At 71.9% G+C, this 26,612-nt stretch carries 20 protein-coding genes; 11 read left to right on the top strand and 9 right to left on the bottom strand.

All coding sequences use genetic code 11. The features are described 5' to 3' along the window. Positions 1-13 precede the first annotated feature (13 nt). Complete coding sequence (locus ACQSSQ_RS14945; protein ID WP_431327873.1) at positions 14-1,408, bottom strand: HNH endonuclease signature motif containing protein; 1,395 nt, start codon at positions 1,406-1,408, stop codon at positions 14-16. Positions 1,409-1,461: 53 nt separating this feature from the next. Between ACQSSQ_RS14945 and ACQSSQ_RS14940 the strand changes: the two genes are divergently transcribed. Further along, complete coding sequence (locus ACQSSQ_RS14940; RefSeq protein ID WP_431327872.1) at positions 1,462-2,454, top strand: TAXI family TRAP transporter solute-binding subunit; 993 nt, start codon at positions 1,462-1,464, stop codon at positions 2,452-2,454. Here the strand turns inward: ACQSSQ_RS14940 and ACQSSQ_RS14935 are convergent. Both ACQSSQ_RS14935 and ACQSSQ_RS14930 read right to left on the bottom strand, forming a co-directional pair. Continuing rightward, positions 2,393-3,790, bottom strand: a complete 1,398-nt coding sequence (locus tag ACQSSQ_RS14935) for a sensor histidine kinase (RefSeq protein ID WP_431327871.1) — start codon at positions 3,788-3,790, stop codon at positions 2,393-2,395. The genes ACQSSQ_RS14940 and ACQSSQ_RS14935 overlap by 62 nt on opposite strands. 4 nt (positions 3,791-3,794) lie before the next feature. Beyond that, the gene (locus ACQSSQ_RS14930; RefSeq protein ID WP_431327870.1) at positions 3,795-4,454 is read right to left on the bottom strand and encodes a response regulator transcription factor; all 660 of its coding nucleotides are present in this window, start codon (positions 4,452-4,454) and stop codon (positions 3,795-3,797) included. Positions 4,455-4,557: 103 nt separating this feature from the next. Here ACQSSQ_RS14930 and ACQSSQ_RS14925 point away from each other — a divergent pair, with 103 nt between their 5' ends. The 6 genes from ACQSSQ_RS14925 (at position 4,558) to ACQSSQ_RS14900 (ending at position 11,388) form a co-directional block, all read left to right on the top strand. Next, positions 4,558-6,678, top strand: a complete 2,121-nt coding sequence (locus ACQSSQ_RS14925; RefSeq protein ID WP_431327869.1) for a TRAP transporter permease — start codon at positions 4,558-4,560, stop codon at positions 6,676-6,678. A gap of 7 nt (positions 6,679-6,685) precedes the next feature. Next, the gene (locus tag ACQSSQ_RS14920) at positions 6,686-7,672 is read left to right on the top strand and encodes a TAXI family TRAP transporter solute-binding subunit (RefSeq protein ID WP_431327868.1); all 987 of its coding nucleotides are present in this window, start codon (positions 6,686-6,688) and stop codon (positions 7,670-7,672) included. Positions 7,673-7,824: 152 nt separating this feature from the next. After that, positions 7,825-8,568 carry a GNAT family N-acetyltransferase gene (locus tag ACQSSQ_RS14915; RefSeq protein ID WP_431327867.1) on the top strand — a complete coding sequence of 248 codons (744 nt, stop codon included), beginning with the start codon at positions 7,825-7,827 and terminating at the stop codon, positions 8,566-8,568. Between the two features lie 167 nt (positions 8,569-8,735). Continuing rightward, positions 8,736-9,653: a MetQ/NlpA family ABC transporter substrate-binding protein gene (locus ACQSSQ_RS14910; RefSeq protein ID WP_431327866.1), complete on the top strand. Its 918-nt coding sequence runs from the start codon at positions 8,736-8,738 to the stop codon at positions 9,651-9,653. A gap of 5 nt (positions 9,654-9,658) precedes the next feature. Further along, complete coding sequence (locus ACQSSQ_RS14905) at positions 9,659-10,687, top strand: methionine ABC transporter ATP-binding protein (RefSeq protein WP_431327865.1); 1,029 nt, start codon at positions 9,659-9,661, stop codon at positions 10,685-10,687. 50 nt (positions 10,688-10,737) lie between these two features. Next, positions 10,738-11,388, top strand: a complete 651-nt coding sequence (locus ACQSSQ_RS14900; RefSeq protein WP_431328007.1) for a methionine ABC transporter permease — start codon at positions 10,738-10,740, stop codon at positions 11,386-11,388. 58 nt (positions 11,389-11,446) lie between these two features. Here ACQSSQ_RS14900 and ACQSSQ_RS14895 read toward each other — a convergent pair whose 3' ends face one another. The 3 genes from ACQSSQ_RS14895 to ACQSSQ_RS14885 all read right to left on the bottom strand — a co-directional run bounded on the left by ACQSSQ_RS14895 (position 11,447) and on the right by ACQSSQ_RS14885 (position 16,863). Continuing rightward, the gene (locus ACQSSQ_RS14895) at positions 11,447-11,671 is read right to left on the bottom strand and encodes a hypothetical protein (protein WP_431327864.1); all 225 of its coding nucleotides are present in this window, start codon (positions 11,669-11,671) and stop codon (positions 11,447-11,449) included. An 86-nt stretch (positions 11,672-11,757) separates the two neighbouring features. Beyond that, positions 11,758-12,987: a FlgD immunoglobulin-like domain containing protein gene (locus tag ACQSSQ_RS14890; protein ID WP_431327863.1), complete on the bottom strand. Its 1,230-nt coding sequence runs from the start codon at positions 12,985-12,987 to the stop codon at positions 11,758-11,760. Between the two features lie 162 nt (positions 12,988-13,149). Further along, a complete protein-coding gene (locus ACQSSQ_RS14885; protein ID WP_431327862.1) occupies positions 13,150-16,863 on the bottom strand; it encodes an Ig-like domain repeat protein in 3,714 nt (1,237 codons plus the stop codon). A gap of 222 nt (positions 16,864-17,085) precedes the next feature. Between ACQSSQ_RS14885 and ACQSSQ_RS14880 the strand changes: the two genes are divergently transcribed. Together ACQSSQ_RS14880 and ACQSSQ_RS14875 are read left to right on the top strand one after the other, a co-directional pair. After that, positions 17,086-17,520: an RrF2 family transcriptional regulator gene (locus tag ACQSSQ_RS14880; RefSeq protein WP_431327861.1), complete on the top strand. Its 435-nt coding sequence runs from the start codon at positions 17,086-17,088 to the stop codon at positions 17,518-17,520. A gap of 77 nt (positions 17,521-17,597) precedes the next feature. Next, positions 17,598-18,818 (top strand): globin domain-containing protein, encoded by a 1,221-nt coding sequence (locus tag ACQSSQ_RS14875; RefSeq protein ID WP_431327860.1) that lies wholly within the window; start codon positions 17,598-17,600, stop codon positions 18,816-18,818. A gap of 12 nt (positions 18,819-18,830) precedes the next feature. Here the strand turns inward: ACQSSQ_RS14875 and ACQSSQ_RS14870 are convergent, their stop codons facing one another. Then, entirely contained in the window at positions 18,831-19,742 is a 912-nt protein-coding gene (locus ACQSSQ_RS14870; protein WP_431327859.1) for an ornithine cyclodeaminase family protein, read from the bottom strand. A 136-nt stretch (positions 19,743-19,878) separates the two neighbouring features. Between ACQSSQ_RS14870 and ACQSSQ_RS14865 the strand changes: the two genes are divergently transcribed. After that, complete coding sequence (locus tag ACQSSQ_RS14865) at positions 19,879-22,011, top strand: HelD family protein (protein WP_431327858.1); 2,133 nt, start codon at positions 19,879-19,881, stop codon at positions 22,009-22,011. A 28-nt stretch (positions 22,012-22,039) separates the two neighbouring features. Here the strand turns inward: ACQSSQ_RS14865 and ACQSSQ_RS14860 are convergent, their stop codons facing one another. After that, the gene (locus tag ACQSSQ_RS14860) at positions 22,040-22,552 is read right to left on the bottom strand and encodes a flavodoxin family protein (protein WP_431327857.1); all 513 of its coding nucleotides are present in this window, start codon (positions 22,550-22,552) and stop codon (positions 22,040-22,042) included. Between the two features lie 48 nt (positions 22,553-22,600). Beyond that, positions 22,601-24,643 carry a discoidin domain-containing protein gene (locus ACQSSQ_RS14855; RefSeq protein ID WP_431327856.1) on the bottom strand — a complete coding sequence of 681 codons (2,043 nt, stop codon included), beginning with the start codon at positions 24,641-24,643 and terminating at the stop codon, positions 22,601-22,603. Positions 24,644-24,860: 217 nt separating this feature from the next. Between ACQSSQ_RS14855 and ACQSSQ_RS14850 the strand changes: the two genes are divergently transcribed. Beyond that, complete coding sequence (locus ACQSSQ_RS14850; RefSeq protein ID WP_431327855.1) at positions 24,861-26,534, top strand: metallophosphoesterase family protein; 1,674 nt, start codon at positions 24,861-24,863, stop codon at positions 26,532-26,534. Positions 26,535-26,612 lie beyond the last annotated feature (78 nt).

Genomic DNA, 26,612 nt, shown 5'->3' with positions numbered 1-26,612 from the left:
GTGCACTGCCCCGTCACGCGGCGCGGGCACCTTGCTCGCGCTGCGACGACTCGCGCATGGCGCGCCTGATCTCGCGGAGCTGGCGCTTCATGAGCAGCCGACGGAACCCGCGCTCGCGGTCATCGGGCTGGCCGAGGCGCGTCCCCAGCTGGGTGCGGAGCACGACCTGACCGGTGACGGGGTCGCGTTGAGCCTGGAGCTTGCCCGCATGCACGAGGTGATGGCAGCGGGGACAGAGCCCGAGCAGGTCGTCGAGGTCGGTGCGCCCGAAGTCGCGGTGCCACCAGTCGAGGTGGTGCATCTCGAGATGGGTGTTGTGACAGCCCGGGTTGGCGCAGCGGCCCTCTTGGCGATGCTTCACGGCGATCCGTTGTCGCTCGGTCGCGAGGCGTTGCGTGCGGCCGACGTTGAGGACGTCGGCACTCCTGCGCGGGCCGGCCGTGCGGATCAGCTGCTCGTCGAGCGTTGCCAGTGCGGCACCCTCGGTCCGTGCGGCTGAGCCCTCGCCCACCTCGACCTCGCCCTCGCTGAGCACCGGAGTCACGTCGGCGTCGCAGAGCAGGCTGCCGAGCAGGGTGTCGGGGATGGTGCCCCAGCCGTAGAGCCGTGCCGGAGCGGCACCCGGGACGTCCTGCAGGCGCTCGAGGTCGACGGTTACGTAGAGCTGCGGGCGGAATCCCTTGCGTGTCGGCAGCCCGTGCTCCAGCACGTGGGTGAGGAGCCGATCGAGGTTGGTGACGCGGCGCTCTGACGGCGATCGGGTGTCGTCGCGATCGCTGGGCGCACCGAGGTGGTCCACGACGGCCTTGAGCCTGGCGCCCGTGAGCACGTCGAGGAAGCCGGTCACCGCGTAGCCGTCGCCGACCTTCGAGACCTGCAGGTCGCGGCGCTCCATGCCGCGGATGTAGGCCGCGTCGAGCTCCTCGGGATGGACGGCCTCGAGGAACTCGCGGATCTCCGCCTTGAGCGCGGCCGGCTCGCCGCGCTCCGCGACGTCCACGAGGTAGTCCTCGACCGCAGGGATCACCCCAGGGGCGGCCTTCTTGAGGCCGGCACTGAACTCGTACACGTGGGCGGGCCGGATCCGCCCGGCCCGCAACGCCTCGAACACGCGGGGCAGGGCCGTGAGCGTCCGGCCGGTGGTGACGAGGCGCCCGGCCTCGCTCGCGTCCATCCGTAGCTCGCGCCGCGCCCACGCCTTCGCATTCGGCGCGCCGGCCTCCTCGGGGCCACCGGCATCGGCGAACGCGGCCAGCGCCCGGGCCTTCACCCCCTCGAGCAGCGACTGAGCCTCCTCCACGGCGACGAGGAGCTCCGCCTGCTGCGCGGTCGTCGCGAGCTCGCACGGAGCGTCGACGACTGCGTGCACTGCCAGCCGCAGGTCGTCGACGCATCCGCTCTCGAACATAGATGGAGTCTATTAGAACGTTTGTACGAAGGTCAAGGGTCTACGATCGCGCTGTGCACGAGCTCTCCCGACGTCGCCTGCTCACGCTTCTCGGGCTGCCTGTCACGGGCGCGCTGGCCGGGTGCGTCGGTCGCGGCTGGGACTCCCCGGGCGAGGCGGTCCTCACGATCGCCACCGGCAACCCCGGCGGCGTCTTCGTACGGTACGGCCGCGCCCTGACGACGGTGATCGGGCGGGACCTGGACGGCGTACGTGCCCGCACGCGGACGACCAACGCCTCCCTCGAGAACCTCCGCCTGGTCGCCGACGGCACCTGCGACGTCGGCTTCTCGCTCGGCGACGCGGCCGCCGACGCCGTGCGCGCGCCCGCCGACGCCGTGCGCGCGGGCGCCTCGACCGCGGGCGCCACCACCCCCGACCTGGTCGCGCTCACCCGCATGTACGACAGCTTCGTCCACCTCGTCGTCCCGGCATCCTCGCCGTACCACCGCGTCTCCGACCTCGCCGGCGCCCGCATCGGCGTCGGCGCGCAGGGCTCCGGGACCCGCGTGATCGCGACCCGCGTGCTCGACGTCCACGACGTCCGCGCGCCAGGGGCCACCTTCGTCGACGCCGCTCTCGAGGCCTCGGCAGGGGCACTCCGGGCCGGCCGGCTCGACGCGTTCTTCTTCGTCAGCGGGCTGCCCAACCAGGCGATCGCCGGGCTGGCCCGCGACACTCCGGTACGCCTCCTCGACCTGGGCGACGTGGTCGAGCCGATGGTCGCCGCCTACGGACCCCAGTACGTCCGCGCACCGATCCCGCCGTCGGCGTACGGGTTGAGCGAGGCGGTGAGCACGCTCAGCGTCAAGAACTACCTCGTCGCGAACCCGGGGTTGGACGAGCGGCTCGCCTACGCGCTGACGCGCCTGCTCTTCGAGCGGCAGGACGAGATCGAGCGCCTCGAGCCGGGAGTGGGGCAGCCGACGCTCGGTGCGGCGATCTTCACCGCGCCGCTGGAGCTCCACGCCGGCGCGCTGCGCTACTACCGCGAGCGGGGGTCCTGAAGCCGACACGGACCTCGAACCCTCCACCCGGCGGGCACCCCACCTCGAAGGACCCGCCGACCTGCACCACGTGCGCCCGGACGATGGCGAGCCCGAGGCCGGTCCCGTGGACGTTCTGGTGCTGCGCGCCGCGGAAGAACCGTGCCCCGACCTTGTCCAGGTCCGCCTCGCGTACGCCCTCGCCGTGATCGCGCACGCGGACCTCGACCGCGTCCGCCGCGACGACCACCTCGACCTCGACCGGCGACGACGGCGCGAACTTCGTGGCGTTGTCGAGGACCGCGTCGAGCACGACGTCGACGACCTCGGCGGTGGCGAGGGCGAGCGCGTGGTCCGGGCCCCGGACGTCGAGGTCGGTGATCGCCGCCTCCCAGATCCGGCAGCGGGTCCGGACCGCGTCCGCCACGTCGACCTCCACGAGCGGAGGCGGGTCCGCGCCGATCTGTCCGAGGTCGAGCAGCGAGTCGACGATCCGGGTGAGCCGGTCGGCCTCGGCGAGGACCAGGTCGAGCTGCGCCGCGTCTCCGGGGGCGGCGTCGGCGCTCAGCGTCTCGACCCGCAGGCGCAGCGCGGTCAGCGGGTTGCCGAGCTGGTGCGACGCGTCGGCCACGAGGTCGCTCTGCCGCCGCTGGGCGACCTGGACGTGGTCGGCCATGTCGTTGAACGAGCCCGCGAGCTGTCGCAGCTCGGGCGGTCCGGCACTCGCCGGCACGCGGGTCGAGAGGTCGCCGTGCGCGACCCGGCGGGCGGCGTCGTCGAGGTCGTGGACCGGTCGCAGGATCCACCGGACGAGCGGCACCGCCACCCCCGCCGCGGCGACGAGCAGCACGGCGAGGCCGGCCACGACCAGCAGCGCGAGACGCGTCGCCACGTCGTCGCGCACCGCCTCCGTCGGGGTCTCCATCACCACCGCGCCGAGGACGTGCGCGTCCCGGCCGATCGGCGACGCGAGCACGAACGTGTCCGCCGACCAGGGCCACAGCGGGGCGGGCTTCTCCGCGCTGTTGCCCGCCAGTGCGCGCGTGACGGGACGGGGGACGGACGCCGGGTCGAGGTCGCCCGCCGATGCCGCGACCGTACGACGGTCCGCGTCGACCACGACCAGGCGCGCGCCGTGCACCTCCTCGTACCGGTCGAGCTCGGCGCGCAGCGACGCCACGGACCCGGTCTCGATCGCGGTCGACGCGACGACCGCGAACCGGTTCAGGTCGGCCTGCCGGGTGACGAACAGCTCTTGTGTCCGGTCGGAGGCGTACGTGCCGATCAGCGGCACGATGAGCGCGGCGAGCAGCACCGAGAGCGCGAGCAGGGAGAGGACCAGCAGCCGCTGACGCACTGCGTCACCTCGCCGCGCGGAGGCGGTAGCCGGTGCCGCGGACGGTCTCGACGAGGTCCGCAGCCCCGAGCTTGGCGCGGAGGTTCGCGACGTGGACGTCCACCGTCCTCGAGCCGCCGACCCACGTCGTCTGCCAGATCCGCTCCATGAGCGCCGCGCGCGACACGACGTGCCCGGCGTTCTGGGCGAGGACGAGCAGCAGGGCGAACTCCTTCGGGGCCAGGTCCAGCGGCGCGTCGGCGTACGAGGCACGCTGCTCGTCGGGATCCAGGACGAGGGATCCGACGCGTACGGCGGTGGCGACCGGCGCCTTCCCGTACCTCCGCATCACCGCGTCGATGCGGGCGAGCAGCACCTGTGTGCTGTACGGCTTGGTGACGTAGTCGTCGACCCCGGACTGGAGCGCCGCCACGACCGACGCGTCCGCGCGCCGTGCCGTGACCGCGATGATCGGGACCGTGCTCGTCTCGCGGATGCGGCGGCACAGCGTGAGGCCGTCGGAGTCCGGCAGCCCCATGTCGAGCAGGACCAGCGTGGCGTCGCCGTGCTTGCGCCAGCCCTCCTCGGCGTCGGCGGCACGGTCGACCGCGAGACCGACGCGTCGCAGCGCGGCGCCGAGCGCGCCGGCGACCGCGTCGTCGTCCTCGACGAGCAGCACTCGCACGGACAGGCCTCCCGGGGGATGTCGAGCGGGGGACGTCAAGTCTGTGTAAAGGCTGGCGTTCGCCCACCCGGATGTGACGTGGCTCACGGTTACGTTACCCGCCATGCCCAGGGCAACCAGCGACACCCCGGTCGACCAGACCGACCTCGACCACCTCGCGGCCGAGTACGACGAGGAGCGGCCCTCGCGGCGCCTGTCGCCCGGCTGGGAGCGCCTGATCACGCTGTGGTGCTTCGTCGTGGCGCTGTTCGTGCTGCGGCAGGTCTTCTTCCCCCTGCGCGAGGGCAACCAGTTCTACCTCGTGGTCTTCCTCGGGGTCACGCTCCCGCTCGCGTTCCTCCTCTACCGCGGCCGGGCGCGACGTCGTACCGACGGCGGTGACGACCCGGGCCCGTTCGACTGGCTGCTCGCCCTGGCGGCGCTCGTCGTCGGCCTCTACCCCGTCCTCCCGCTGCCCGCGTGGGAGCAGGGCGGCGGCGGGTTCAGCGCGTTCCTCGACCGCCAGGGCGCGCTCGGCACGATCGACGTCGTCGCCGGCGTGCTCCTGCTGCTCCTCGTGCTCGAGGCCACGCGGCGTACGACGGGGTGGGTGCTGCCGGTCGTGTGCGTGGCGTTCCTCGCCTACGCCTACTACGGCGGCTTCCTCCCGATCGAGTGGGCGATCTCCCACCGCGGCGAGGACATCGACCAGATCGTCAACGCGCTCTACAACGAGGCCAGCGGGTTCTTCGGGGTGCCGCTCGACGTCGCGGCGACGTACATCGTGCTGTTCACGATCTACGGCGCCGTGCTCGACAAGATGGGCGCCGGACGGTTCTTCGTGGAGTTCAGCTTCTCGCTGTTCCGGAAGTCGGGCACCGCGCCGGGTCGTACGGTCGCGACGTCGGGCTTCCTGCTCGGCACCGTGTCCGGGTCAGGGACGGCCACCGCGGTGACGCTCGGGTCGTTCGCGTGGCCCATCCTCAAGCGTGCCGGCTACCCGCGCGAGGCCGCCGGCGGCATGCTCGCGGCGTCCGGGATCGGGGCGATCCTCTCGCCGCCGACCCTCGGCGCTGCGGCGTTCATCATCGCGGAGTACCTCGGCGTCTCGTACCTGCAGGTCCTCGGCTGGGCGCTCGTCCCGACGCTGCTCTACTACCTCGGCATCTTCCTCGCCGTCGAGATCGACGCGCGCCGTTTCGGGGCGCGGCGGGTCGACGTCGACGTGAACAGCCCGTGGGCGCTGCTCGGTCGCTTCGGCTACCACTTCGTGAGCCTGGGCGTGATCGTCGTCTTCCTCGCGATGGACGTGCCTCCCTTCAAGGCGGTCGTGTACGCGACGGCGGTGGCCGCGGTCTTCGGCCTGCTCGAGGCCGCCCTGTCGCGGCGCCGGTTCGTCGGGAGCATCGACGAGCGCCCCGAGGACGCTGAGCGCCTGCCGCTGGGGGAGTCGCTGCGCGACTACGTCTCGCGGCTGTACGTCGCGCTCGCGACCGGCATCCGCGCCGCCGTCCCGGTCATCGCGGTGTGCGCCGCCGCCGGGGTCATCACGTCGACGATCGCGAAGACCGGCCTCGGCCAGGTCCTGTCGTCGCTGCTCGTCGACGCCGCCGACGCGCTCGCGCCCAACCACGCGACGCTCGTGGTGCTGAGCGCGCTGTTCTCCGCGGTCGCGATCATCGTCCTCGGCCTCGCGGTCCCCGTGACGGCGTCGTTCATCCTGAGCTGGATCATCATCGGCCCGGCCCTGATCAGCCTCGGCGCCGACGGCCCCGAGGTCGCGATGTTCATCTTCTACTACGCGGTGCTCTCCGAGGTGTCGCCGCCGACCGCGCTCGCGGCCGTCGCGTCCGCGGCGATCACGGGCGGCAAGGTCATCGCGACGATGTGGCAGGCGTGCAAGTACACGCTGCCCGCGTTCCTCGCGCCGATGGCGTTCATCATGACCGACAACGGCGCGCACCTCCTCGGTCGCGGCTCGCTGGTCGACGTCGTCTGGACGACCGTCGTGTGCGGTCTCGCGGTGGCCGCGCTGGCCGTCGCGACGTCGGGCTGGATGTTCGGCCCCACCCGCCGGGCCGAGCGCCTGCTGTGCCTGCCCGCCGCGCTGCTGCTGCTCTACCTCGTCCCGGTGTCGATCGGCATCGGTCTCGCCCTCCTCGCCGCCGCCGTTGCCGTCCACCTGGCCGGCCGGCGGGGTGCCACGACCCCTCCCGCCCCGTCCGCACCGATCACCCAGGAGTGAAGCACCCATGAGACAGACCCGTACCCTGCTCGCCGCCGGCGCCCTGACGGCCTCCCTCGCGCTCGCCGCGTGCGGCGGGCAGCAGGACAACGACCAGGCCGGAGGGGACGCCGACAGCTGCGACGCCGGCTCCGGCCGCATCGGCATCGCGACCGGCAACTCGACCGGCGTCTACTACGTCGTCGGAGGCGGCCTCGCGAAGCTCATCAGCGACGAGACCGACCTCAAGGCCACCGCCGCCGAGACCGGGGCGTCGGTGCAGAACGTCCAGCAGCTCGTCGCCGGCGACTACGACCTCGCCTTCTCCCTGGCCGACACGGCCGCCGACGCCGTGGCCGGCACGGGGTCCTTCACGGAGAAGCAGGAGGTGTCCTCGATCGGGCGCATCTACCCGAACTACACGCAGGTCGTCGTCCGTACCGACGCAGGCATCTCGTCGATCGCGGACTTCGAGGGCAAGCGGATCTCCACCGGCTCCCCGAAGTCGGGCACCGAGGTCATCGCGCAGCGGCTCATCGAGGCCGCGGGCCTCTCCCAGGACGACGTGTCCGCGCAGCGCCTCGACCTCACCAAGACCGTCGACGGGATGAAGGACGGCTCGATCGACGGGCTGGTGTGGTCCGGCGGGCTCCCGACGCCGGCGATCACCGACCTCTTCACGTCGATGGGCGACAAGGTGACCTTCCTCGACATCACGCCGGAGCTGCCGGCACTGCAGGAGATCAACCCCGTGTACGAGGAGGCGACGATCCCGGCCGCCACGTACGAGCTGGACGCGGACGTGCCGACCATCGCGGTCCCGAACGTGCTGCTCGCCCGCAACGACATGGCCGACAACGTCGCGTGCGCGTTGACGACCCTCGTCTTCGAGGACACCGACGCGCTGGTCGCGGTGCACCCGGCGGCGAAGGACATCCGCATCGAGGACGCCGCGTCGTCCGACCCTGTCCCCGTCCACCCGGGGTCGCAGCGGGCGATCGACGACCTGCAGTAGCGCGGTCCCGGTGGTCGGGTGGTCGGGTAGCCCGAGCGCCTGGGCGAGGGCGTCGCGAGGCGAGGGTCTCGATACGCGGCCTCGGCTAGCGCCTCGGCCGCTGCTCGACCACCGGGTGCCCGGGCCACCAGGCGGCGCCTCACACTGGGTCCGTGAACCTTCGTACGGCCACCGCAGCCGACGCCGACGACCTGACCGCGTGCGAGGAGGCGGCGTACGGCACGGGGCTGGCGCACGTGTTCGGCGACCTGCCCTGGCCGGAGGCCGAGATCAGGCGCCGATGGGTCCGTGAGCTCGGCGAGGACGGTGTGACGACGCTCGTCGCCGACGCGGCGGACGGCGGTCTCCTCGGGTTCGTGACGTACGACGCGCAGGTCCTGCGGCACCTCGGCGTCGTCCCCGAGCACTGGGGCGACGGACTCGCCGACGTGCTCCACGACGAGGTCCTCGCGCGCCACGGCGGACGACCGCTCCGTCTCTGGGTCCTCGAGGAGAACGCGCGGGCGCGCCGCTTCTACCTGCGGCGCGGCTGGCACCTCGACGGGCGGCGCGAGACCAGCGAGTGGCCGCCGTTCCCCGTGCAGGTCGGCTGCTCGCGAGACGGGGTCACCGCCTCGGCGACGCACAGCCACCTCTTCCGCGGGGCCGTCGTGGAGGTCCACGTCGGTCCTGCGGTCGCTGCGCGCGACCTCGACCGGATCGGCATCAGCTTCGCCGACGGCTCGTACGCGGAGGCGTCGCTGCTCGAGGACGGCCGTCGAGCGCAGGTGCTCGCGGTCGCCGCTTACGAGACCGCGTCGGGGACGGCGATCCCGCCCTCGATGTGGGTGGTGCGGGGCGAAGAGGCGGGCCAGAGCGAGCGCCGGCTCCGGGTGGGTTCGCGTCTCGGTGAGTGAAACGGCGTGGCATCGGTCACGCCACTGAGCCGCGATCGCTGTGTTTCCAGGGTGTTTCGGGGATCACGCGGATCTCGCATGGTGAGATCCCTGGTCACCATGCGAAACCGCCACGCAGTCTCGAAGACGGGCAAACATCCCCGAAACGTCACTCAAGGAGCACACCCATGTCCGAGCAGGTTCCCCAGGTCGCGCCGCCGAAGTCGCGCAAGGGGGTGTGGATCGTCGCCGCCGTCGTGGCCCTGGCCGTCGTCGTCGGCATCGTCCTCGCCGTCCGCGGAGGCGACGACGCGAGCGGCGCGACGAAGGTCCGCCTCGGCGTCGTCGGTGCCAGCGACCCGTACTGGAAGACGTTCAAGGACGAGGCCGCCAAGGAGGACATCGACGTCGAGGTCGTCGACTTCTCCGACTACGCGCAGCCGAACCCCTCGGTCAGCGAGGGCGAGATCGACATCAACCAGTTCCAGCACATCATCTACCTCGCCGACTACAACGTGAAGAACGACGACGACCTCTACCCGATCGGGTCGACGGCGATCTACCCGCTCGGCCTCTACTCGCAGAAGGTCGACGCGGTCGAGGACATCAAGGCCGGTGACACGGTCGTGGTGCCCGACGACGACACCAACCAGGCGCGCGCCCTGCTGCTGCTCCAGTCCTCCGGCCTGATCTCGCTGAAGGACGGCGGCAGCCCGTTCTCCACGCTGAACGACGTCGAGGACGGCTCGAAGGTCAAGGTCCAGGCGATCAAGGCCGACCTCACCCCGACCTCGCTGCCGGACGTGGCCGCGGCCGTGATCAACAACGACTTCGTCGAGAAGGCCGGGCTGAAGTTCTCCGACGCCCTCGTCACCGACGACGCGACCGATCCGAAGGCGCAGCCGTACGTCAACATCTTCGCCGTCCGCGCCGAGGACAAGGACGACGCGACCTACCGCAAGCTGGTCGAGATCTACCAGAACAGCCAGCCGGTCATCGACGGCGTCCAGGAGGTCTCGGGGAACACCGCGGAGATCGTGAAGATCCCCGACACCGACCTCGAGAAGACCCTCGAGGGCGTCGAGTCGCAGATCCAGGGGCAGTAGCCCGCATGGCTCTCGTCGAGCTGCGCGACGTCTCGAAGGTGTTCCCGGCCGCGTCGCGCCACGGCAGTCCCGTGCGCGCGATCGACGGCGTCGACCTCGACGTCGAGGCCGGGGACATCTACGGGATCGTCGGATACTCCGGAGCCGGCAAGTCCACCCTGATCCGTCTCGTGAACGCGCTGGAGACAGCGACCTCCGGGTCGATCACGGTGGACGGCACGGAGATCACGGGGCTGCCCGAGCGTCGGCTCCAGCAGGTCCGCCGGGGGATCGGGATGATCTTCCAGCAGTTCAACCTGCTGCGTTCCCGGACGGTCTACGGCAACGTCGCGTACCCCTTGGAGGTCGCCGGCGTCCCGAAGGCCGAGGCGCACGAGCGCATCGCCGAGCTGCTCCAGTTCGTCGGCCTCGCGGAGAAGGCGCACACCTACACCGACCAGCTCTCCGGTGGTCAGAAGCAGCGTGTCGGGATCGCCCGTGCGCTGGCGACCTCGCCGAAGCTCCTCCTCGCCGACGAGTCCACCAGCGCGCTCGACCCGGAGACGACCCAGGAGGTGCTCGCGCTGCTGCGCCGCGTCAACGAGGAGCTGGGTCTCACGATCATGGTGATCACCCACGAGATGGAGGTCGTGAAGTCGATCGCCAACAAGGTGGCCGTGATGGAGGACGGACGCATCGTCGAGCGCGGGTCGGTCTTCGACGTCTTCTCCGACCCGCAGCAGCCGGTCACGCGCCGGTTCGTGTCGACGATCGTGGACGACGTGCCGGACGCCGAGACCCTCGCGCGGCTGCGCGCCGTACATCCCGGACGGTTCGTCCGGCTCGCGTTCCGTGACCCCGCCGTCCGTCAGGCCGAGGTCTTCGCCGAGCTGATCCGCCGCGACGTCACGTTCGAGCTGGTCCACGGCGGGATGGAGGACGTCGGCGGTCGTACCTTCGGCAACCTCACGCTCTCCCTGCGGGGGAGCGACGCCGACGTCGACGCGGCGCTGCACGCGATCGGAGCACGGCTCGAGACGCGGGAGCTGCGATGACGGCCACGCTCGACTCCACCACCGGCGCGGTGCTCGCCGCCGACACCCAGATGGGCGAGCTGTGGCCGCTCTTCTGGGAGGCGACGTGGCAGACGCTCTACATCGTCGTCATCGCGCTCGTCCTCGGCGGCATCGTCGGGATGGTGCTCGGCATGGCGCTGTACGTGACGCGCCCCTCGGGCCTCTATCCCAACAGGGTCGCGAGCGTCGTCCTCAACGTGCTGGTGAACTTCTTCCGCCCGATCCCGTTCGTCATCCTCATCGCCGCGCTGCAGCCCTTGGCGCGGCTGGTGGTGGGGATCGGGATCGGCAACCGGGCGATCATCTTCGCGATGACGTTCGCGGCGGCGTTCGGGATCTCGCGCATCGTCGAGCAGAACCTCGTCACCGTCGACCCCGGCGTCATCGAGGCCGCGCGGTCGATGGGCGCGAGCCGGCTCCGGATCATCCGGACCGTCCTCGTCCCCGAGGCGCTCGGTCCGCTCATCCTCGGCTACACGTTCGCCTTCGTCGCGGTCGTCGACATGTCCGCGATCGCCGGCGTCATCGGTGGCGGCGGGCTCGGCAACTTCGCCCTGCAGTACGGCTACCGACAGTTCGACACCGTCGTCACCTGGACTGCGGTGATCATGATCGTGATCATCGTGCAGGTGGTGCAGTTCGGAGGGAACTACCTCGCTCGCAAGGTGCTCCGGCGCTGACCCCCGCAGGACGACGAAGGGCCCGGCACGTGCGTGACGTGCCGGGCCCTTCGTACGTTCACTTGCTGGGTTCGATGTTGCAGTCGATCTTCGGGTTGGCGCCCACGTAGTTGAGCGGACCGGCGAGGATCGTCACGGCGATCGTGCTGACCTTGGCGCAGTTGGCGTCCGAGCCGCGGAAGTATCCGCGCTGGGCTGCCGCGAGCGCGCCGATGACGAGCCAGACGACGACGATGACGGTCACGACCTGGCGGGTGGACGCTTTGCGGGACGTGCGAACCATGAGGCCTCCTGGGAGACGGTCCGCCGCGGGGTCGGCGGACAAGGCGTCACGCTAGCGAGGCTCGCGCCGCCGCGCAGATTGCGAGATCAGCCGCGAGCCTGCAGCCCGGAAGGGGCGAGGCGTGCGGCACGGGCGGTCGGGTCGACGAGGGCACGGTAGGTGGTGCGCACCTTCAGCGCCTTCACGTCGTAGCGGCCGCCGTCCCCGGTCGCGATCCCCCAGGCGATCCACCCGTTGCGGTCCACGTAGCGCCGGAGGCTCGTGCCCGAGGCGGAGAACACGGTGCGGGTGCCGTACTTCGCCGACAGGCGACGCGTGCGGCTGATGTCGTCCAGCGAAGCCGTGAGGCCGTAGCCGATCGCGAAGTTCTTGCGGGCCTTCGTGTGGCCTGCACCGACCGCCGTGATCGTGAACGACCGGTAGTCGTAGACGTCCGTCATGCGGGCCGAGAAGTAGGCCTCGGTGATCGAACGAGCGCCCTTGCGGGTGCACTTGTGGTTGCTCGAGACCGAGATCGACTGCTTCCACGCCTTGCCCTTGCGGGCGGGCTTGACGATCTTGCCGCACTTGCCGACGTAGGAGTCCCAGAGGAAGCCGCGAGGGGAGATGGTCTCGCTCACCGTACGGGTCACCAGCCGCTTCGCGGACACGACGACGTTGCGCGTGGGGCTGTAGCCGACGAGCCCGTCGGCGTCGACGAAGCGGGTCCGCACGCGGTACGTGCCCTTCGGCAGGATCGCGCCCGCGCTGGTGCGGCCGGTCCAGCGAGCGCTGCGCGCGGTGCTCGTCCAGACCACGGCACCCGAGCCGTTGAGGACCTGGAGCGCGGAGGTCGTCGTGACCTCGCTCGTCACGCCGGGGCTGGTCAGCGTGACGGCGTCACCGTAGCCGTCGGTCCACGGGAAGACCGTGCCGGCGGAGACGGTCGGAGCCGAGGTCGCGCGCGGGGCGACCAGGTTCACGCGAACCGTCGCCGTGTCGATGCCCGCACCGTCACCCTCGAGCGTCGCGACGTAGCTCCCGTCGGGAACCGCGGTGCCGGCCGTGCTCCGGCCGTCCCAGCTCGCGGCGACGTCGCCAGGCACGAGCGGGAGGGTGAGGTCGAGCGTCCGGTGCGTGACCTCGGTGGACTGCTGGTTGCGGACCGACAGCGCCACGGACCCCGCGGCGGGTGCGGGATCGGGGACCGTGAACGTGAGGGTCGCCGTCTTTCCGGGCGTGATGACCGCGGGAGTCGCCGTGCCGGCGTGGGCGGCGGGCGTCGCCACGAACGGCACCAGCGCAAGGGCGAGGACAGGGAACAGGGAGCGACGCATGGGGGATACCTCGGCGGGGTCGTGCTCGCCGGGGTTGGCGTGCGGCGTCAGCGTACGTTGCGGTCCACGTCCCTGGAACGGTGTTGTCCGAACCGTGACCTGACGAGGGGCGGGGCCTGCCCGAGCAGGTCCCCGCCCCTCACCGGTGAGGCGGCTCGGCGGTCACCGCTTGACGGTCACCGTCCTCACAGCGGACGTGCTCGCGCCGTAGCGCACGTCGCCGCTGTAGACGACCTTCACGCGCAGCTTCCTCGCGTCGGGCGCCTTGTAGGTGACGGTGACGGTCCCCTTCTTCGAGACGGTGAGGCGCACGGTCTTGACGACCTTGTACGACCCGCTGCCCTTCTTGACGTACACCTTCACCGTGCCGGTCGGCTGCGTCCCGGCGACGGCGCCGCGCACCGAGGCCCTGATCGTCAGCTTCTTGCCGCGCTTGACCGACCCCTTGCTGGAGACGGCAGTGGTGGTCGCCTTCTTCGCGATCCGCAGCGTCGCCGTCGCGGTGGCGCTGGGCGCGACCTCGTCGGTGCCGAGGAAGGTCGCCCGGACCGGGTACGTCCCCGGGACGAGCGTCGCGGGCAGCGTGAACGTCGCCTTGCCCGCCCGTGCCGTCAGACGCGCGGTCGTGCTGCCGTAGCGGACCTCCACCGGTCCGGTGGCGGCGCCGGCGACCGCGACCGTGCCGGTGACCCGCGACCCGAAGGTGCTCCGGGTCGCCGACAGCGTCAGCGCGACCGTCGACCTGCCCTTCTCGAGGGTCAGCGTCGTCGTCTCGGAGACCGACGCGTCGGTCGTCGCGGTGGCGGCGTACGACGCGGCGAGGGCGTGCGTCCCCGCCTTGAGGCCGGCGACCTTCAGCGTCGCCGCACCCTCGACGACGTCCGCCGTCCCGAGCGTCGTGGCGCCGTCGGTGAAGGTCACCGTCCCCGAGGTCGCTCCCGACACCGTCGCAGTCAGGGTGACGGGCTGGTTGACCGACGGCAGAGCCGGATCGATCGTCAGCGTCGTCGCGGTGGTGGCGAGGACCGTGAGGTCTGCGGCCGCGGTGCGCAGCGAGCCCGCGCCCTCGGCCGTCACGGTCACCGGACCGGTCGCCGCGTCGGCCGGGACGACCAGGTCGTACGAGACGGCGCCGGTGGCGTCGGCCACCACGTCGGCGACGCGGGCGTCGTCGAGCGTGATCGCGACCGACTCCCCGGCACGGAAGCCGGCTGCGCTCAGCGTCGTGGTCTCGCCGGGACCCGGCGTCGCGTCGCTGACCGTCAGGTCCTGCACGGTGCCGCGTGCGGCGAGCTCGGCGCAGGCGTCACCCGGCGTCCCGACCGCCGGCAGCGGCGTGGCCGAGCCGGTGAGGCCGTCGTCCTCGCGGACCGTCAACCAGTCGAGTGCGCCGGTGCCCATCACGCCGTTGCCGGTGTTGGTGACGCTGACCCGGAAGTCGACGTTCGCCGCCGCGGACGGGTCCGCGTCGCCGTACGTCGGGCCGGACACGACCTTGCACACCTCGCCCGGGGCGAAGGTCACCTTCTGCATCGCGCGGCCGACCTTCGACGTGGCGCTGGCCGTGCCGAGCACCGAGGCGTAGGCGACGACGGGCTCGTCCGACGGGCGGTCGAGCGCGACCGCGACGTCGACGGTTCCCGGACCGCTGCCCTCGTCGACGCGCTGGGCGCCGACGTTCACCGACGAGCGGGTCTTCGACTCGGGGTTGCCGAGCGAGGGCGACTCGAGGGCGAGGTCGGACAGGAGCACCGCGCCGGCGGTCTCCGTGCCGGCGCCGAGGCGGACCTCGCGCAGGTCGGAGACATCGATGCCCAGGCCCTCCAGCGGCAGGTTCACCTGCTGCAGCACGATCTTGCCGAGCATGGCGGCACCGGTGCCCGTGCTGATCGGCATCCGCTGCAGCGCGAGCGGGTTGAGCTCGGAGACCTTCTTCGTCACGGCCTTGCCGGATCCGTCGACCAGGGTGATCGTCAGGTCGGTGGACGCGGCGACCGACTCGTCGGCGGCCACCTTGAGCGACAGGCGCTGGTGCGCCGAGGCGTCACGCGCCGCGCGCGGGACGGTGATGCGGACCTCGCCCGTGGCGCTGGTCCACGAGAGCTTGGCCATCGGCGACGACGGCGCGTCCTCGCCCCAGCGCATCGCGGCCCAGTGCGGGATCTGAGCGCTGGCGAGCGCCGTGGTCGCGCAGCCCGGGAGCTGCTGCGAGACCGGGCGGCCCGACTGGCTCGCGCAGACCGCGATCGACGCCGTGCCGTACGGACGCAGGCCGTTGCCGGCCTCGGTGAAGGTCTCGACGTCCTGGCGCGACGACGGGGCCTGGACGGCGGTCGTGCGGATGTCCTTGCCCACGAGGTCGCCGGCCACGGCACCGGTGCCGTCGAAGATCGGCAGGAACTCCTTCTCCTCGCCCTGCGTCAGGCGGAAGAACCCGGCGACGAGCGCGGTCCCCACGTCGTACTGGTCGGCGGCCGAGAGGCGGATGCTCGTGCCGGCCACCGAGGCGTCCGTGCCGCAGACCGGATCGGTCGTGCGGCTCCAGTCGTCGGAGACGGAGTACGGGTAGCGACCGGGCGTCCAGACGGTGTTGAAGAAGTTGTGGTCGGCGCCCATGACCCAGACGGCCGAGCGCAGCACGTCGTCGTCGAACGCGTAGCGCGAGTCGTCGAACATGTGCTGGCCCTGCTGGTTGGAGACGTCGCCGTCGCAGTAGGGGAGCAGCGTCATCATCGTGACGTCGGGGATCGTGAACCGGTTGAAGTCGACCGGGGCGAGCGGCAGGACGGACCTGATCGCCCACGGCTCGTCCAGAGCGGCGTTGAGCACCGCCGCCGAGGCGACGCCCTCGCCGCCGCGCGAGTGGCCCATCAGACCGATGGAGGAGAAGTCGAAGCGGCCCACGAGGTCCTTCGCGGCGAGCGAGCCCTCGTGCGCGGTGTCGAGCATGGCGTCGTCGGTCTCGGCGAGCGCCTGGTCGAGGGTGACGTCACGGTCGAGCGCGTCGTCGTGCAGGGAGATCTGCTTGCCCTCGTTCGCCTCCTTGAGCAGCGACAGGGTGTCGAGCGTCAGCTGGCCCCGGGTGAGCTGGCCGTAGTCGATCGACAGCTGGTTGTCGTTGGCGTTGATCGCGTTGGCCGAGATCGACACCACCGCGTAGCCGTGGCTGGCGAGGACGCGGGCCGCGTCGTCGTACCCCTGGTAGCTCGGGATGCGGACCTGGTTCGGACCGCACGGCCAGCGGAGCGGGTTGGCGGTGCCCTGCGAGCAGGAGGTGTGGCGGCCGTGCATGAAGATCACGACCGGTCGGGACCCGCCCGTACGGGGCAGGTAGACCTTGCCGCGCACCTCGCCGCGGATGCCGCCGATCGAGACCAGGTCGATGGACTGGTCGCCGAAGTCGTAGATGTCCTCGTCCCACGCGTACGTGCCGAGCGCCGCCGGGTCGTCCGCGATCTCGGTCTGCTCGTCGGTGGCGTCCGGCGCGGCGGCGACGGCCTGGCGGCTGTCTGCCGTGTCCTCCAGGTCGGCGCTCTCGACGCTCGACCAGCCAGGCTCCAGCGTCGTCGCGCTCAGCACGGACCTGTCGGAAGTGATGGCGGTGAGGGTGCTGCCATCGGCGGACTCCGCCGCCAGCCCGATGCTGTGACCGTCGGCCTCGATGGTCGGCGCGTCCGACTTGATGGGGAGCGGTTCGTCGAGCTCGACGGTGACCTCGTACGCGCCGCCGAGGTCGGTGACCGACCAGCCGTCGCCGGACCGCAGCGGTCCGTCCTCGGCCTGGGCGGGGAGGGGGACGGCGACGACGGCGCTCAAGGCGAGACCCGTGGCCACCAGGCCGTGCGTGAGGCGGCGGCCCAGGATGCTGCTTCTCAAGGGTGACTCCAGTTCGGCGTCTGGAAGGGCAGACGCTGACCGCGAGGAGCGCAGGTTCGGCTCCACGCGGCGACGCTAAAAGTCCCCAGGGCATGAATTGAGACGACGGGATGTCAGGAAAGTTAAACCGGTGTCCGGTTTCGGTCAGCCGCGCGTCGGTGTGACGTTCCCGACGCCGTCGATATCTTGCATCGCAGATTCCGATTTAAGTAGCGTCGAGCCATGCAGCTCGCGCAGTTCACCGATCTGGGACTCCGGATCGTGATGCGCCTGGCGGTCCTTCCCGCCGGCGAGACGATGCGCACGCAGGACGTCGCCGACCAGATGGCCGTCTCCGCCACCCACTCCGCCAAGGTCGTCGCCCGGCTCGCCGCGCTCGGCGTGGTCGAGACGCGCCGTGGGCGCACGGGTGGGCTCGCGCTCAGCGACGAGGGCCGCGCCGCCTCCGTCGGATGGCTCGCGCGCCAGCTCGAGGGCGAGGGCGAGGTCGTCGACTGCGAGGGCGGCGTGCCCTGCCCGCTGCGCGACGCCTGCCGGCTCCGCGGCCTGCTCAAGCAGGCGCGCGAAGCGTTCTTCACCACCCTCGACGGACACACGGTGGCCGAGATCGCCGGCCACCCGACGGGATCCGTCCTCCTCACGTTGGCGGCGCCATGACCGCGCCGCCACCGGCACGCCACGGCACATCCGCCGTGCCGTCCGACCAGTCGTCGTCCCCCAGGAAGGGAGCACCCATGCTGTCCGCCGCCTCCACCGAGGTCGTCCGCGCCACCCTGCCCGTCGTCGGCGGGGCCATCGGTGAGATCACCCCGATCTTCTACCGACGGATGTTCGCCGCCCACCCCGAGCTGCTGCGCGACGTCTTCAACCGCGGCAACCAGGCGCAGGGCGACCAGCAGCGGGCGCTGGCCGGCGCGATCGCCGCCTACGCGACCGTCCTCGTCGACCCCGACGCCCCGCCGCCGTCGGTCCTGATGTCGCGGATCGCGAACAAGCACGCCTCGCTCGGCATCCTCCCCGAGCAGTACGGGATCGTCCACGAGCACCTGTTCGCCGCGATCGTGGAGGTTCTCGGGGAGGCCGTCACGCCCGAGGTCGCCGCCGCGTGGGACGAGGTCTACTGGCACATGGCCCACGCGCTGATCGCCGCGGAGCGCGACCTGTACGAGGCGGCCGGCGTCGAGAGCGGGGACGTGTGGCGCGAGCTGGTGGTCGCCGACCGACAGCTCGTCTCCACCGATACGGTCGCCTTCACGCTCGCGGCCAACGACGGTTCCGCCCTCCCGGGCTTCCTCCCCGGCCAGTACGTGTCGGTCCAGGTGGAGCTGCCCGACGGCGCGCACCAGATCCGGCAGTACAGCCTGTCCACCGCCCCCAGTGCCGGAGCGTGGCGGATCGGCGTACGACGCATCCCGGCGCTCGCCCCCGACGGCACCCCGCAGCCGGCGGGCGAGGTGTCCAACCACCTGTACGACAACGTGTTCGAGGGCGACCGTGTGCGGGTGTCGCTGCCGTTCGGCGACCTGACCCTCGACGAGTCGAGCGACCCGCTGGTCCTGGTCTCGGCCGGCATCGGCGTGACGCCGATCCTCGGGATGCTCGACCACCTGGCCACCGAGCGCGTCGAGCGCCGCGTCGAGGTCATCCACGCCGACCGCACCCCGGCACGGCACGCGCACCGCGCGGAGCTGACCGCGCTCGTGGAGCGTATCCCCGGCGCCACGCTGCACACCTGGTACGAGGACCTCGGGACGCGCCCGGCGCAGGACCGGGTCCGTGCCGGCCGGGTGGACCTCGAGACCGTGGAGGTGCCGGCCGGCGCGACCGCGTACCTGTGCGGCCCCTTGCCGTTCATGCTCGGCGTCCGCGACGCGCTGGTCGCTCGGGACGTGTCGGCGGACCGGATCCACTACGAGGTGTTCGGACCGGACACCTGGATCCCGTCGGCGTCCTGACCGGCGTTCGGCTCAGTCGAGCCCGGTAAGCTTCGCCAGCAGGTACGGCTCGGTGCCGGCGAGCCCGACCGAGTAGAAGAGGCACACCTGGTCGTGCGAGGTCCGCCCTGCCGCGGCGCCGTCGAGGACCGCCCCCAGCTCGTGGAGGTGGTCCTCGACGCGCGTCCCGACGACCGTGCTCGGCGGGTCGTACCCGAGCGCCTGCGCGCGCGAGTCGGTCACGACGACGTCCGCGGACTCCAGCACGTCCGACCCGATCTCGTGCCGCCCCGTCTGCTTGGGTCCGAGGGTGGCGACGTACGCACCTGGGCTGAGCCAGTCGTAGGCGATCACCGGGGAGCGGCTCGGCGTCGCGCACACCACGAGGTCGGCGCCGTCGACCGCCTCGCGCGCCGACGTCACGGCGACGCAGTCGAGGCCGAGCTGCTCGCGGGCGCGCCGGGCGAACCCGGCACGGTGTCCCTGGTCGCGCGCGAACACCCGGACCTCGGCGAGGTCGCGGACGGCGTCGATCGCCCACAGCTGTGTCCACGCCTGCGTCCCGGCGCCGATCAGCGCGAGCCGGGAGGCGTCGGGGTTGGCGAGGACGTCCGCGGCGGCGCCGCCGATCGCGCCGGTGCGCCGCGGGCCGAGCTCCGCGCCGATCGCGACCGCGTGGACCCGCCCGGCCTCCGCGTCGTGGACCACGACCACCTGCTCCGCGGCCACCAGTCCGAACGTGTCGTACGCGCGGTAGCCGTACCAGGAGCCGTCGAGGTGGCCGGCGGTGACGACCAGCGCGCCGGCGCCGATGTCGGCGGCTACCCGGGCGGGCGCCTGCAGGTCGCCGCGGTGCGCCGCCACGGCAGCCTCCTTCATCCACCGCACCGCGTCGCGGGGCCGCAGGGTCGCGAGGACGGCGGTGTCGGTCAGCAGCTCGACCATGGGTCCAGCCTCGCAGAACCCGTGCCGAGGTGGGCTGCGCCACGGTGAGGCGGTCCTCGCCGAGATGCCCGTGGGAATGCGGAGGGGCCCGGATAGAATTGTGTGTTCTGTCCCGTGTGTCGTTTCGAGGAGCTCCGTGTCGGACCAAGCCAACCCGCCGTCGGCCGAGCAGCGAGAGATCGCTGACGAGCAGGCGTACGTCGACGTCGTCTACGGGCGTCTCGAGGAGTCGACCAAGGCGGCGCAGGCCCTCGCGCGCGAGGGCTACGCGCGCGGCCACGTCGGCCACGAGGGCGGGCTCGTCGAGCGCGACGCCATGGTCTACCAGGCGTCCAAGCGGATCGCGGCGCTCAACGCGGCGCACGAGGGCCTGGTGTTCGGCCGGCTCGACCTGACCGACGGCGACCGGCGCTACATCGGCCGGATCGGGGTGCGCGACGCCGAGCGCGAGGTGCTCCTCATCGACTGGCGCGCCCCCGCTGCCTCGGTCTTCTACCAGGCGACGGCGCAGGACCCCGCGGGAGTCGTCCGCCGCCGCGTCCTCCGAAGCCGTGGCTCGACCGTCGTCGGTGTCGAGGACGAGCTGCTCGACGGCGACAACGCTCCCGCCGACATGGTCGTCGTCGGTGAGGGTGCGCTGCTGGCGAGCCTCAGCCGGGCCCGCGACGCCTCGATGCACTCCGTCGTCGCGACCATCCAGAAGGAGCAGGACGAGGCGATCCGGGCTCCCAGCCGCGGCGCCACGACGATCGGCGGCGGCCCCGGCACCGGCAAGACGGTCGTCGCGCTGCACCGCGCCGCGTACCTGCTGTACGTCGACCGTCGCCGCTTCGAGTCCGGCGGCGTCCTCGTCGTCGGTCCGTCCGGCGTCTTCATGAACTACATCGAGCGCGTGCTCCCCAGCCTCGGCGAGACCTCGGTGACCCTGCGCTCGCTGGGCGAGGTCGTCGACGGCGTCTCCGGCACGCGCCACGACCCGCCGGCGGTGGCGGCCGTGAAGGGGTCCGCCCGGATGCTCCAGGTGCTGGCCCGTGCCGCCCGCAGCGCGCAGCCCGGCGAGCCGACGTCGTTCCGCTACTTCTACCGCGACGACGTGCTGCGCCTCGACGCCGCCGCGCTCGACCGGCTGCGGCGCCAGCTCCTCTCGGGCCAGCAGCGCAACCGTGCGTACGGCAAGGTCCAGCAGGTCCTGCTCGACGCGCTGTGGGCGCAGGTCCAGGGCGAGCGGGCGCTGGAGAAGGAGCGCGACGAGTTCGACAAGGTGCTCACCACCGACGACGCGTTCCTCGACTTCGCCGCCGCGTGGTGGCCGCCGCTCGACGCGGTCGAGGTCTGGGAGTCGCTCGGCGACGCCGAGACGCTGCGCCGCAACGCCGAGGGCGTGCTCAAGCGCGCCGAGATCGACCTGCTCGCCACCTCGTGGCGCGGGGCCGACGGCACCCCGTCGATCGAGGACGTGCCGTTGATCGACGAGCTGCGCTACCTGCTGGGCGAGGTGCCGCCGGAAGACGCCGACGACGACCCGTACGACGTCAAGCAGCTCATGTCGTTCGAGCGCGAGGACGCCGCCGTACGACGCCAGCGGGCGACGCAGTCCATCGAGGACGACTCGTACGCGCACGTGCTCGTCGACGAGGCGCAGGACCTGTCACCGATGCAGTGGCGCATGCTGGGACGTCGCGGCAAGTACGCCAGCTGGACCATCGTCGGTGACCCGGCGCAGTCCTCCTGGCCGTACCCGGACGAGGCGGCCGAGGCGCGCGCCGCCGCGCTCGACGGCAAGGACGAGCACTACTTCCGGCTGTCGACCAACTACCGCAACTCGGCCGAGATCTACGACCTCGCGGCGGACGTCGCGCGGGTCGCGATCCCCGGCGCGGACACCCCGGACGCCGTGCGGCGGACGGGGGAGGAGCCGCGCCACGAGGTCGTCGAGCGCGACCGCCTGTGGGCGTCGGTCCGCGGCGGGGTCCACGACCTCGCGGGGCGCGTCGAGGGCACGATCGCGGTCGTCGTCCCGGCCGACCGGCGCGACGAGGCGACCGCGGAGCTGGCCGAGGAGCTGCACGACCTCGACCGCCTGCGCGTGCTCGACGGGCTCGACACCAAGGGCCTCGAGTTCGATGCCGTGCTGGTCGTGGAGCCGGACGAGGTCGTGGCCGAGGCGGAGGCGGGGTGGCGCACGCTGTACGTCGTGCTGACCCGCGCGACCCAGCTGCTGCTCACGGTCGGCGCGAGCCGCGACTGGCTGGACCGCGTCGAGGCCTGACCCCGGGTCACTCTCTGGCGTCTCCGGGTCACTCCGGTACGCCGGCGGCGAGCTGGGCGCCCCAGGCGCGGGCGCGCTCGAGCTCGCCGTCCGCGAGCGGTCCCTCGTACCCGTGCACCCCGAAGGTCTTCGGCTTCGCCGCCGGCTCGAAGCCCTGGCTGACGAGCCGCTTGAGCGCCTTCTTGGCCGCAGAGCCAGGGAGGCGGGGTGAGACCGTGCGCGTGTCGAACGTCGCGACGCTCACCGCGTTGCGGGGGAACGGCAGCCCGGCGATCCACTCGCGGATCCCGCTGTCGGGGATCCTCGCCGCACCGCGGTCGCGTGCGGACTCCCGGGTCGCCGCCTTGGACATCCCGAAGGCGTGGGTCGGTCCGCCGACCACGAGCAGGTCGGCCTCCGGGTCGAGCGACGTCTGCGCGGACGCCGGCTGCACCGTCACCGCGTCCGGGCCGAGGCGCGACGCGACCCCGTCCGCGATCGCCCGGGCGACGGACTCGGTGTTGCCCCAGATCGACTCGTAGACCACCTGCACACGCGCCACCGCGACCACCCCCGGCCCACGCTACGCGGGCGTGGGCCGGGGGGCTCGTCAGCTGAAGATGCCGAGCTCGCGGATCGAGATCCCGTACTGCGTCGCGCGCGCGACCCCCTGCACCCGCACGTAGCGGGCCGAGGTCGTCGGCACCCGCACCGTGTCCGACCCGCCGTTGGACGCCTCGACGGTCGCCGCAGTGGTCCACGTCGTGCCGTCGAGCGAGGTCTGGACCCGGTAGCGCGACGCGTACGCGTCCTCCCAGTCGATCGTCACCCGCGAGACCTGCCGCGCCGTCGCGAGGTCGACCTGGAACCACTCGTCGTCGTGGCCCCACCGGCTCGCCCAGCGCGTCGAGAGGGAGCCGTCGACCGCGCGCGGCGGCTTGAGCGTGCCGAGCAGCGTCCACTCGGTCGAGCTCGCCGTCGCCGTCGCGCCTCGGGCGAGATTGAGACCCGGTGCCCACGACGCGCTGGCGGCCCACGTGTCGAGGTACGACTGTGCCCCGGCCATCAGGTCGTCGGTGATCGCCGACCCCGCCGTGCGGCGAAGACTCTCGATCCAGTCGGGGACCATGCCGTAGTGCGCGACGCCGTCGGTGTTGTAGTCCCACACGCGCTGACCCGTACGCTGCCGCTCGAGCACCGCGCCGCCGTCGACGGAGGTGAACGGGTACGTGATCTTCTGGCTGTCGTTCGTCGGCGGTGCGGGCGTCCCGCCGAAGCCGTTCATGTCCGTCCCGTAGCCGTAGCCGACGCCGTACTTCTGGCGCAGCGCGCGCGTCGCCTGCCAGTCGGCGACGTACTCCCCGACCGAGTGGCCGTACTGGGTCGCGAAGCCGCCGAGCTGGTAGAGCCGCTCGGTGGACGTGCCGGCCAGCCAGCTGTGGCTCGACAGCGCGCCCGGGTAGCCGGCTGCCTCCATGACCTCGAAGGCCCGGTCCGCGGACTTCGCGCTCATGTGGTCGAGCTCGACCATCATGTTGCGCTGCATCATGCCCTTGAGCGCGTACTCGCCGAGGTCGCTCAGCCCGCGAGGGTTGCAGTGCGGGCCCGTCGGGTACACCGGCAGCATGGCAGGCAGCCCGGGGATGATCGAGAGCTCCTTCGGGATCACGCCGCCGATCACCGTGTTGTCCGGTGTCTGCCCCGGCTTGCAGGGCTGCGGGTTCCACCAGGTGCCCGTGGTGAGGAACTGGCCGACGTTGACGATGAGGCCCGTCGTGCCCTCGTCGTAGCGCACGCCGCACAGCGCGTTGTCGAACTTGTGGCAGAGGAACATGCTGCTGACGCCGAGGCTCTTGAGCTCGTCGAGCCCGCGGTCGATGTCGCCCTTGTCGCACTGGGCGACGCCGAGCACCTGCTTGCACCCGAACGGCTCGGACACCTCCACGCCGAGCACGACGGCGAGCTTGCCCTGCTCGACGACGCTGCGCGCCTGCTGCGGCGTGGTGACGACGCGGAACCAGCCCTTGCCCGCGCCGCCGTACTGGCGGTCGACGTAGTCCTGGAGCGCGTACGTCTTGCGGGCCTCGCGGCGTACCGCGTCCATGTCGTCGCACGGCGCTTCGTTCGGTCCGGCCACCACGCCGAGGATCGTGCAGAGCCCGGTGTTGGAGACGAGGTCGTTGACCATGATGCGCTGGCCGCCGCGCCACGCCCGCTCGACCCACTTGTAGTACATCTGCTGGTGCGTGAAGGACGAGTACGACGGCCACTCCGGGAACGTCGGCCATCCCGTGGTGTCGTGGCTGTCGAGCGGACCGGCGCCCTTGGCGGAGTTGGTGAGGTTCTCCAGCAACGAGACGCCGTGGCCGTCGCAGTCCTTCAGCGCGTCGGCGATGCCCTGCTCGCTGAACGTCGCGCCGCAGACCGCGTGCCCGCCGAAGCCCTCGTCGGAGAACATGTGGGTGTGCGCGTCGACGTAGCCGCGCACGTCGCCGTTCGCGGCGGTCCCGCGGAACGGCTCGCCCGTCACGTTGACCTCGGACTCGACCGCCGGCGGGTCGGTGGGCTCCCACCAGCCGCCCTGCGCCGACGCCGACGTCCCGACCAGACCGAGGGCCAGCGCGAACGCTGCCCCGACGGCCGTCCCTGCCATCCGTCTCGCCCGACGTGGCCGTCGGTCTTCGCTGCTCCGCATGTGTCCGCCCCTCACTCGGTGTGCAACTGCGCTTCACGAATGTTAGGTGCGTCACATCTTGGGCGCCAGTCCAAGTTGCACGGGTGTCCGAGATCCGCCGCGCCGCGGTGCGCCGTACCGAAGATCACGACACGGCCACCCCCGCGCCACCCACCGGTGCGACAGACTGAACGCGATGCCTGCGAACGTCGAGACCCCCGCGACCGCCGACCGCCCGACCGAGACCGCGCGCCGCCGTCGGCGCGGCTGGCTGCCCGTCCTCCTGCTCGTGGTCGTCGGCCTCGTCGTCTCCGGCACGGTCGCGCTGGTGACGTTCACGAACTCGCACCGGACCGCCGTGGTCGGAGCGCACACCGCGATCGTCACGCCGACCTTCGACGGGCACGCCACGCTCGACTTCGGGTCGGTCCTGCCGCGCATCCGGATGCCCGTCGACACTCCGCTGTCGGTCGGCGTGACGATCGACATCGGTGACACCGAGGCCGACAGCCTGGACGAGGTCGTCGCCCGCGACGCCGTGATCGCGTCCCAGCCGCAGGCGGAGATCGACCAGATCACGGCGGTCGTCCGCGACATCGCGATCGCGTCGGTGCTGCGCGGGCTCGGTGCCGGTCTCGCCGTGGTCCTGATGCTGGTGGCCGGCTGGATGCTGGTCGGGCGGCGCCGTCGCCAGGAGGTCGCGGCTCGGGTCCGCAGCGCCGTACGCCACCGCACCATCCCGCACGGCCCCCTCCGGTCGATGACCGCGTTCGGTCTGGTGGCCGTCCTCGCGCTGATCCTGCTGACCTGGCCCGAGCCGGCCGAGGAGGCCGTCGACGAGGCACGCTGGCGCCCGCTCGAGGAGGTCTATCCCGAGATCCCGGACGACCTCGACCTCGACGACGTCCAGATCTCCTCCGGGTCCGCGACCGACGCCAGCCAGGCCATCGTCGAGTCGGCCATCACGACGTACGACACCTCGGTGAAGTTCTACGGCGCGATGGCGGACCGGGTCCCCGAGGTCGCCGACCAGCTCCGCCAGCCCGAGGACGGCGAGATCGTCGCCGTGCTGGTCGCCGACCGCCACGACAACATCGGCATGGACAAGGTCGTCCGCGCGGTCGCCGACGAGGTCGACGCGTCGCTGCTCATCGACGCCGGCGACGACACCTCGACGGGCGGCTCGTGGGAAGGGTTCAGCATCCGGTCGCTCGCCCAGCAGTTCGGCGACATGCCCGTCGTCGCCGTCGCCGGGAACCACGACGAGGGCGACTTCGTCGCCGAGCAGATGAAGAAGGAAGGCTTCACCGTCCTCGACGGGAAACCGGTCGACGTCGAGGGCATCCGGTTCCTCGGCTACAGCGACCCGCGCAGCTCCGGCCTGACAGCGGGATGGAGCCAGGGGTCGACGTCGATCAAGAAGCAGGGCGAGGAGCTGACCGACACCGCGTGCGAGGACGGTGACGTGAGCACGGTCGTCGTCCACAGCCCGACGACGGGCGAGCAGGTCGCCGGAGCGGGCTGCGTCGATCTCGTGCTCTCCGGCCACCTGCACGTGCAGCGCGGTCCGACGGTCGTCACGGCGGAGGACGGACGGCGGACGGTGACGTTCACGAACGCGAGCACGGGCGGGGCGGCGTTCGCGTTCGCGCTGGGCAGCAAGCTCCGCCGGCAAGCGCAGACGACCCTCATCACCTACCGCGACGGCCGCCCGGTCGGGCTGCAGCCGGTGAACTTCAACCCCGACGGCAGCATCGGCGTCGAGGCCTTCGTGCCGATCGACGTCGCGTCGGAGCCCACGACGCCGACGTCGCCCACGTCGCCGACGACGGAGCCGACGACCGCGGCCACGTCCGAGCCGACGCGGTGACGCCCCAGGGGACGACCCGGGGTCGTCTCCGTGGACTCACCGATGGGCACGGCCGGTGCGCCCGGAGGAGTGTGGGGC

This window comes from Mumia spirodelae (assembly GCF_050632745.1).
Classification (GTDB): Bacteria; Actinomycetota; Actinomycetes; order Propionibacteriales; family Nocardioidaceae; genus Mumia.
This window is presented reverse-complemented; position numbering and strand designations above follow the sequence as displayed.

Bases quoted from the DNA above. Each gene is read 5' to 3' on its own strand.
- ACQSSQ_RS14945 (WP_431327873.1), bottom strand. From the start codon at position 1,408: ATGTTCGAGAGCGGATGCGTCGACGACCTGCGGCTGGCAGTGCACGCA.
- ACQSSQ_RS14925 (WP_431327869.1), top strand. From the start codon at position 4,558: ATGCCCAGGGCAACCAGCGACACCCCGGTCGACCAGACCGACCTCGAC.
- ACQSSQ_RS14920 (WP_431327868.1), top strand. From the start codon at position 6,686: ATGAGACAGACCCGTACCCTGCTCGCCGCCGGCGCCCTGACGGCCTCC.
- ACQSSQ_RS14910 (WP_431327866.1), top strand. From the start codon at position 8,736: ATGTCCGAGCAGGTTCCCCAGGTCGCGCCGCCGAAGTCGCGCAAGGGG.
- ACQSSQ_RS14905 (WP_431327865.1), top strand. From the start codon at position 9,659: ATGGCTCTCGTCGAGCTGCGCGACGTCTCGAAGGTGTTCCCGGCCGCG.
- ACQSSQ_RS14900 (WP_431328007.1), top strand. From the start codon at position 10,738: ATGGGCGAGCTGTGGCCGCTCTTCTGGGAGGCGACGTGGCAGACGCTC.
- ACQSSQ_RS14895 (WP_431327864.1), bottom strand. From the start codon at position 11,671: ATGGTTCGCACGTCCCGCAAAGCGTCCACCCGCCAGGTCGTGACCGTC.
- ACQSSQ_RS14890 (WP_431327863.1), bottom strand. From the start codon at position 12,987: ATGCGTCGCTCCCTGTTCCCTGTCCTCGCCCTTGCGCTGGTGCCGTTC.
- ACQSSQ_RS14880 (WP_431327861.1), top strand. From the start codon at position 17,086: ATGCAGCTCGCGCAGTTCACCGATCTGGGACTCCGGATCGTGATGCGC.
- ACQSSQ_RS14875 (WP_431327860.1), top strand. From the start codon at position 17,598: ATGCTGTCCGCCGCCTCCACCGAGGTCGTCCGCGCCACCCTGCCCGTC.
- ACQSSQ_RS14870 (WP_431327859.1), bottom strand. From the start codon at position 19,742: ATGGTCGAGCTGCTGACCGACACCGCCGTCCTCGCGACCCTGCGGCCC.
- ACQSSQ_RS14855 (WP_431327856.1), bottom strand. From the start codon at position 24,643: ATGGCAGGGACGGCCGTCGGGGCAGCGTTCGCGCTGGCCCTCGGTCTG.
- ACQSSQ_RS14850 (WP_431327855.1), top strand. From the start codon at position 24,861: ATGCCTGCGAACGTCGAGACCCCCGCGACCGCCGACCGCCCGACCGAG.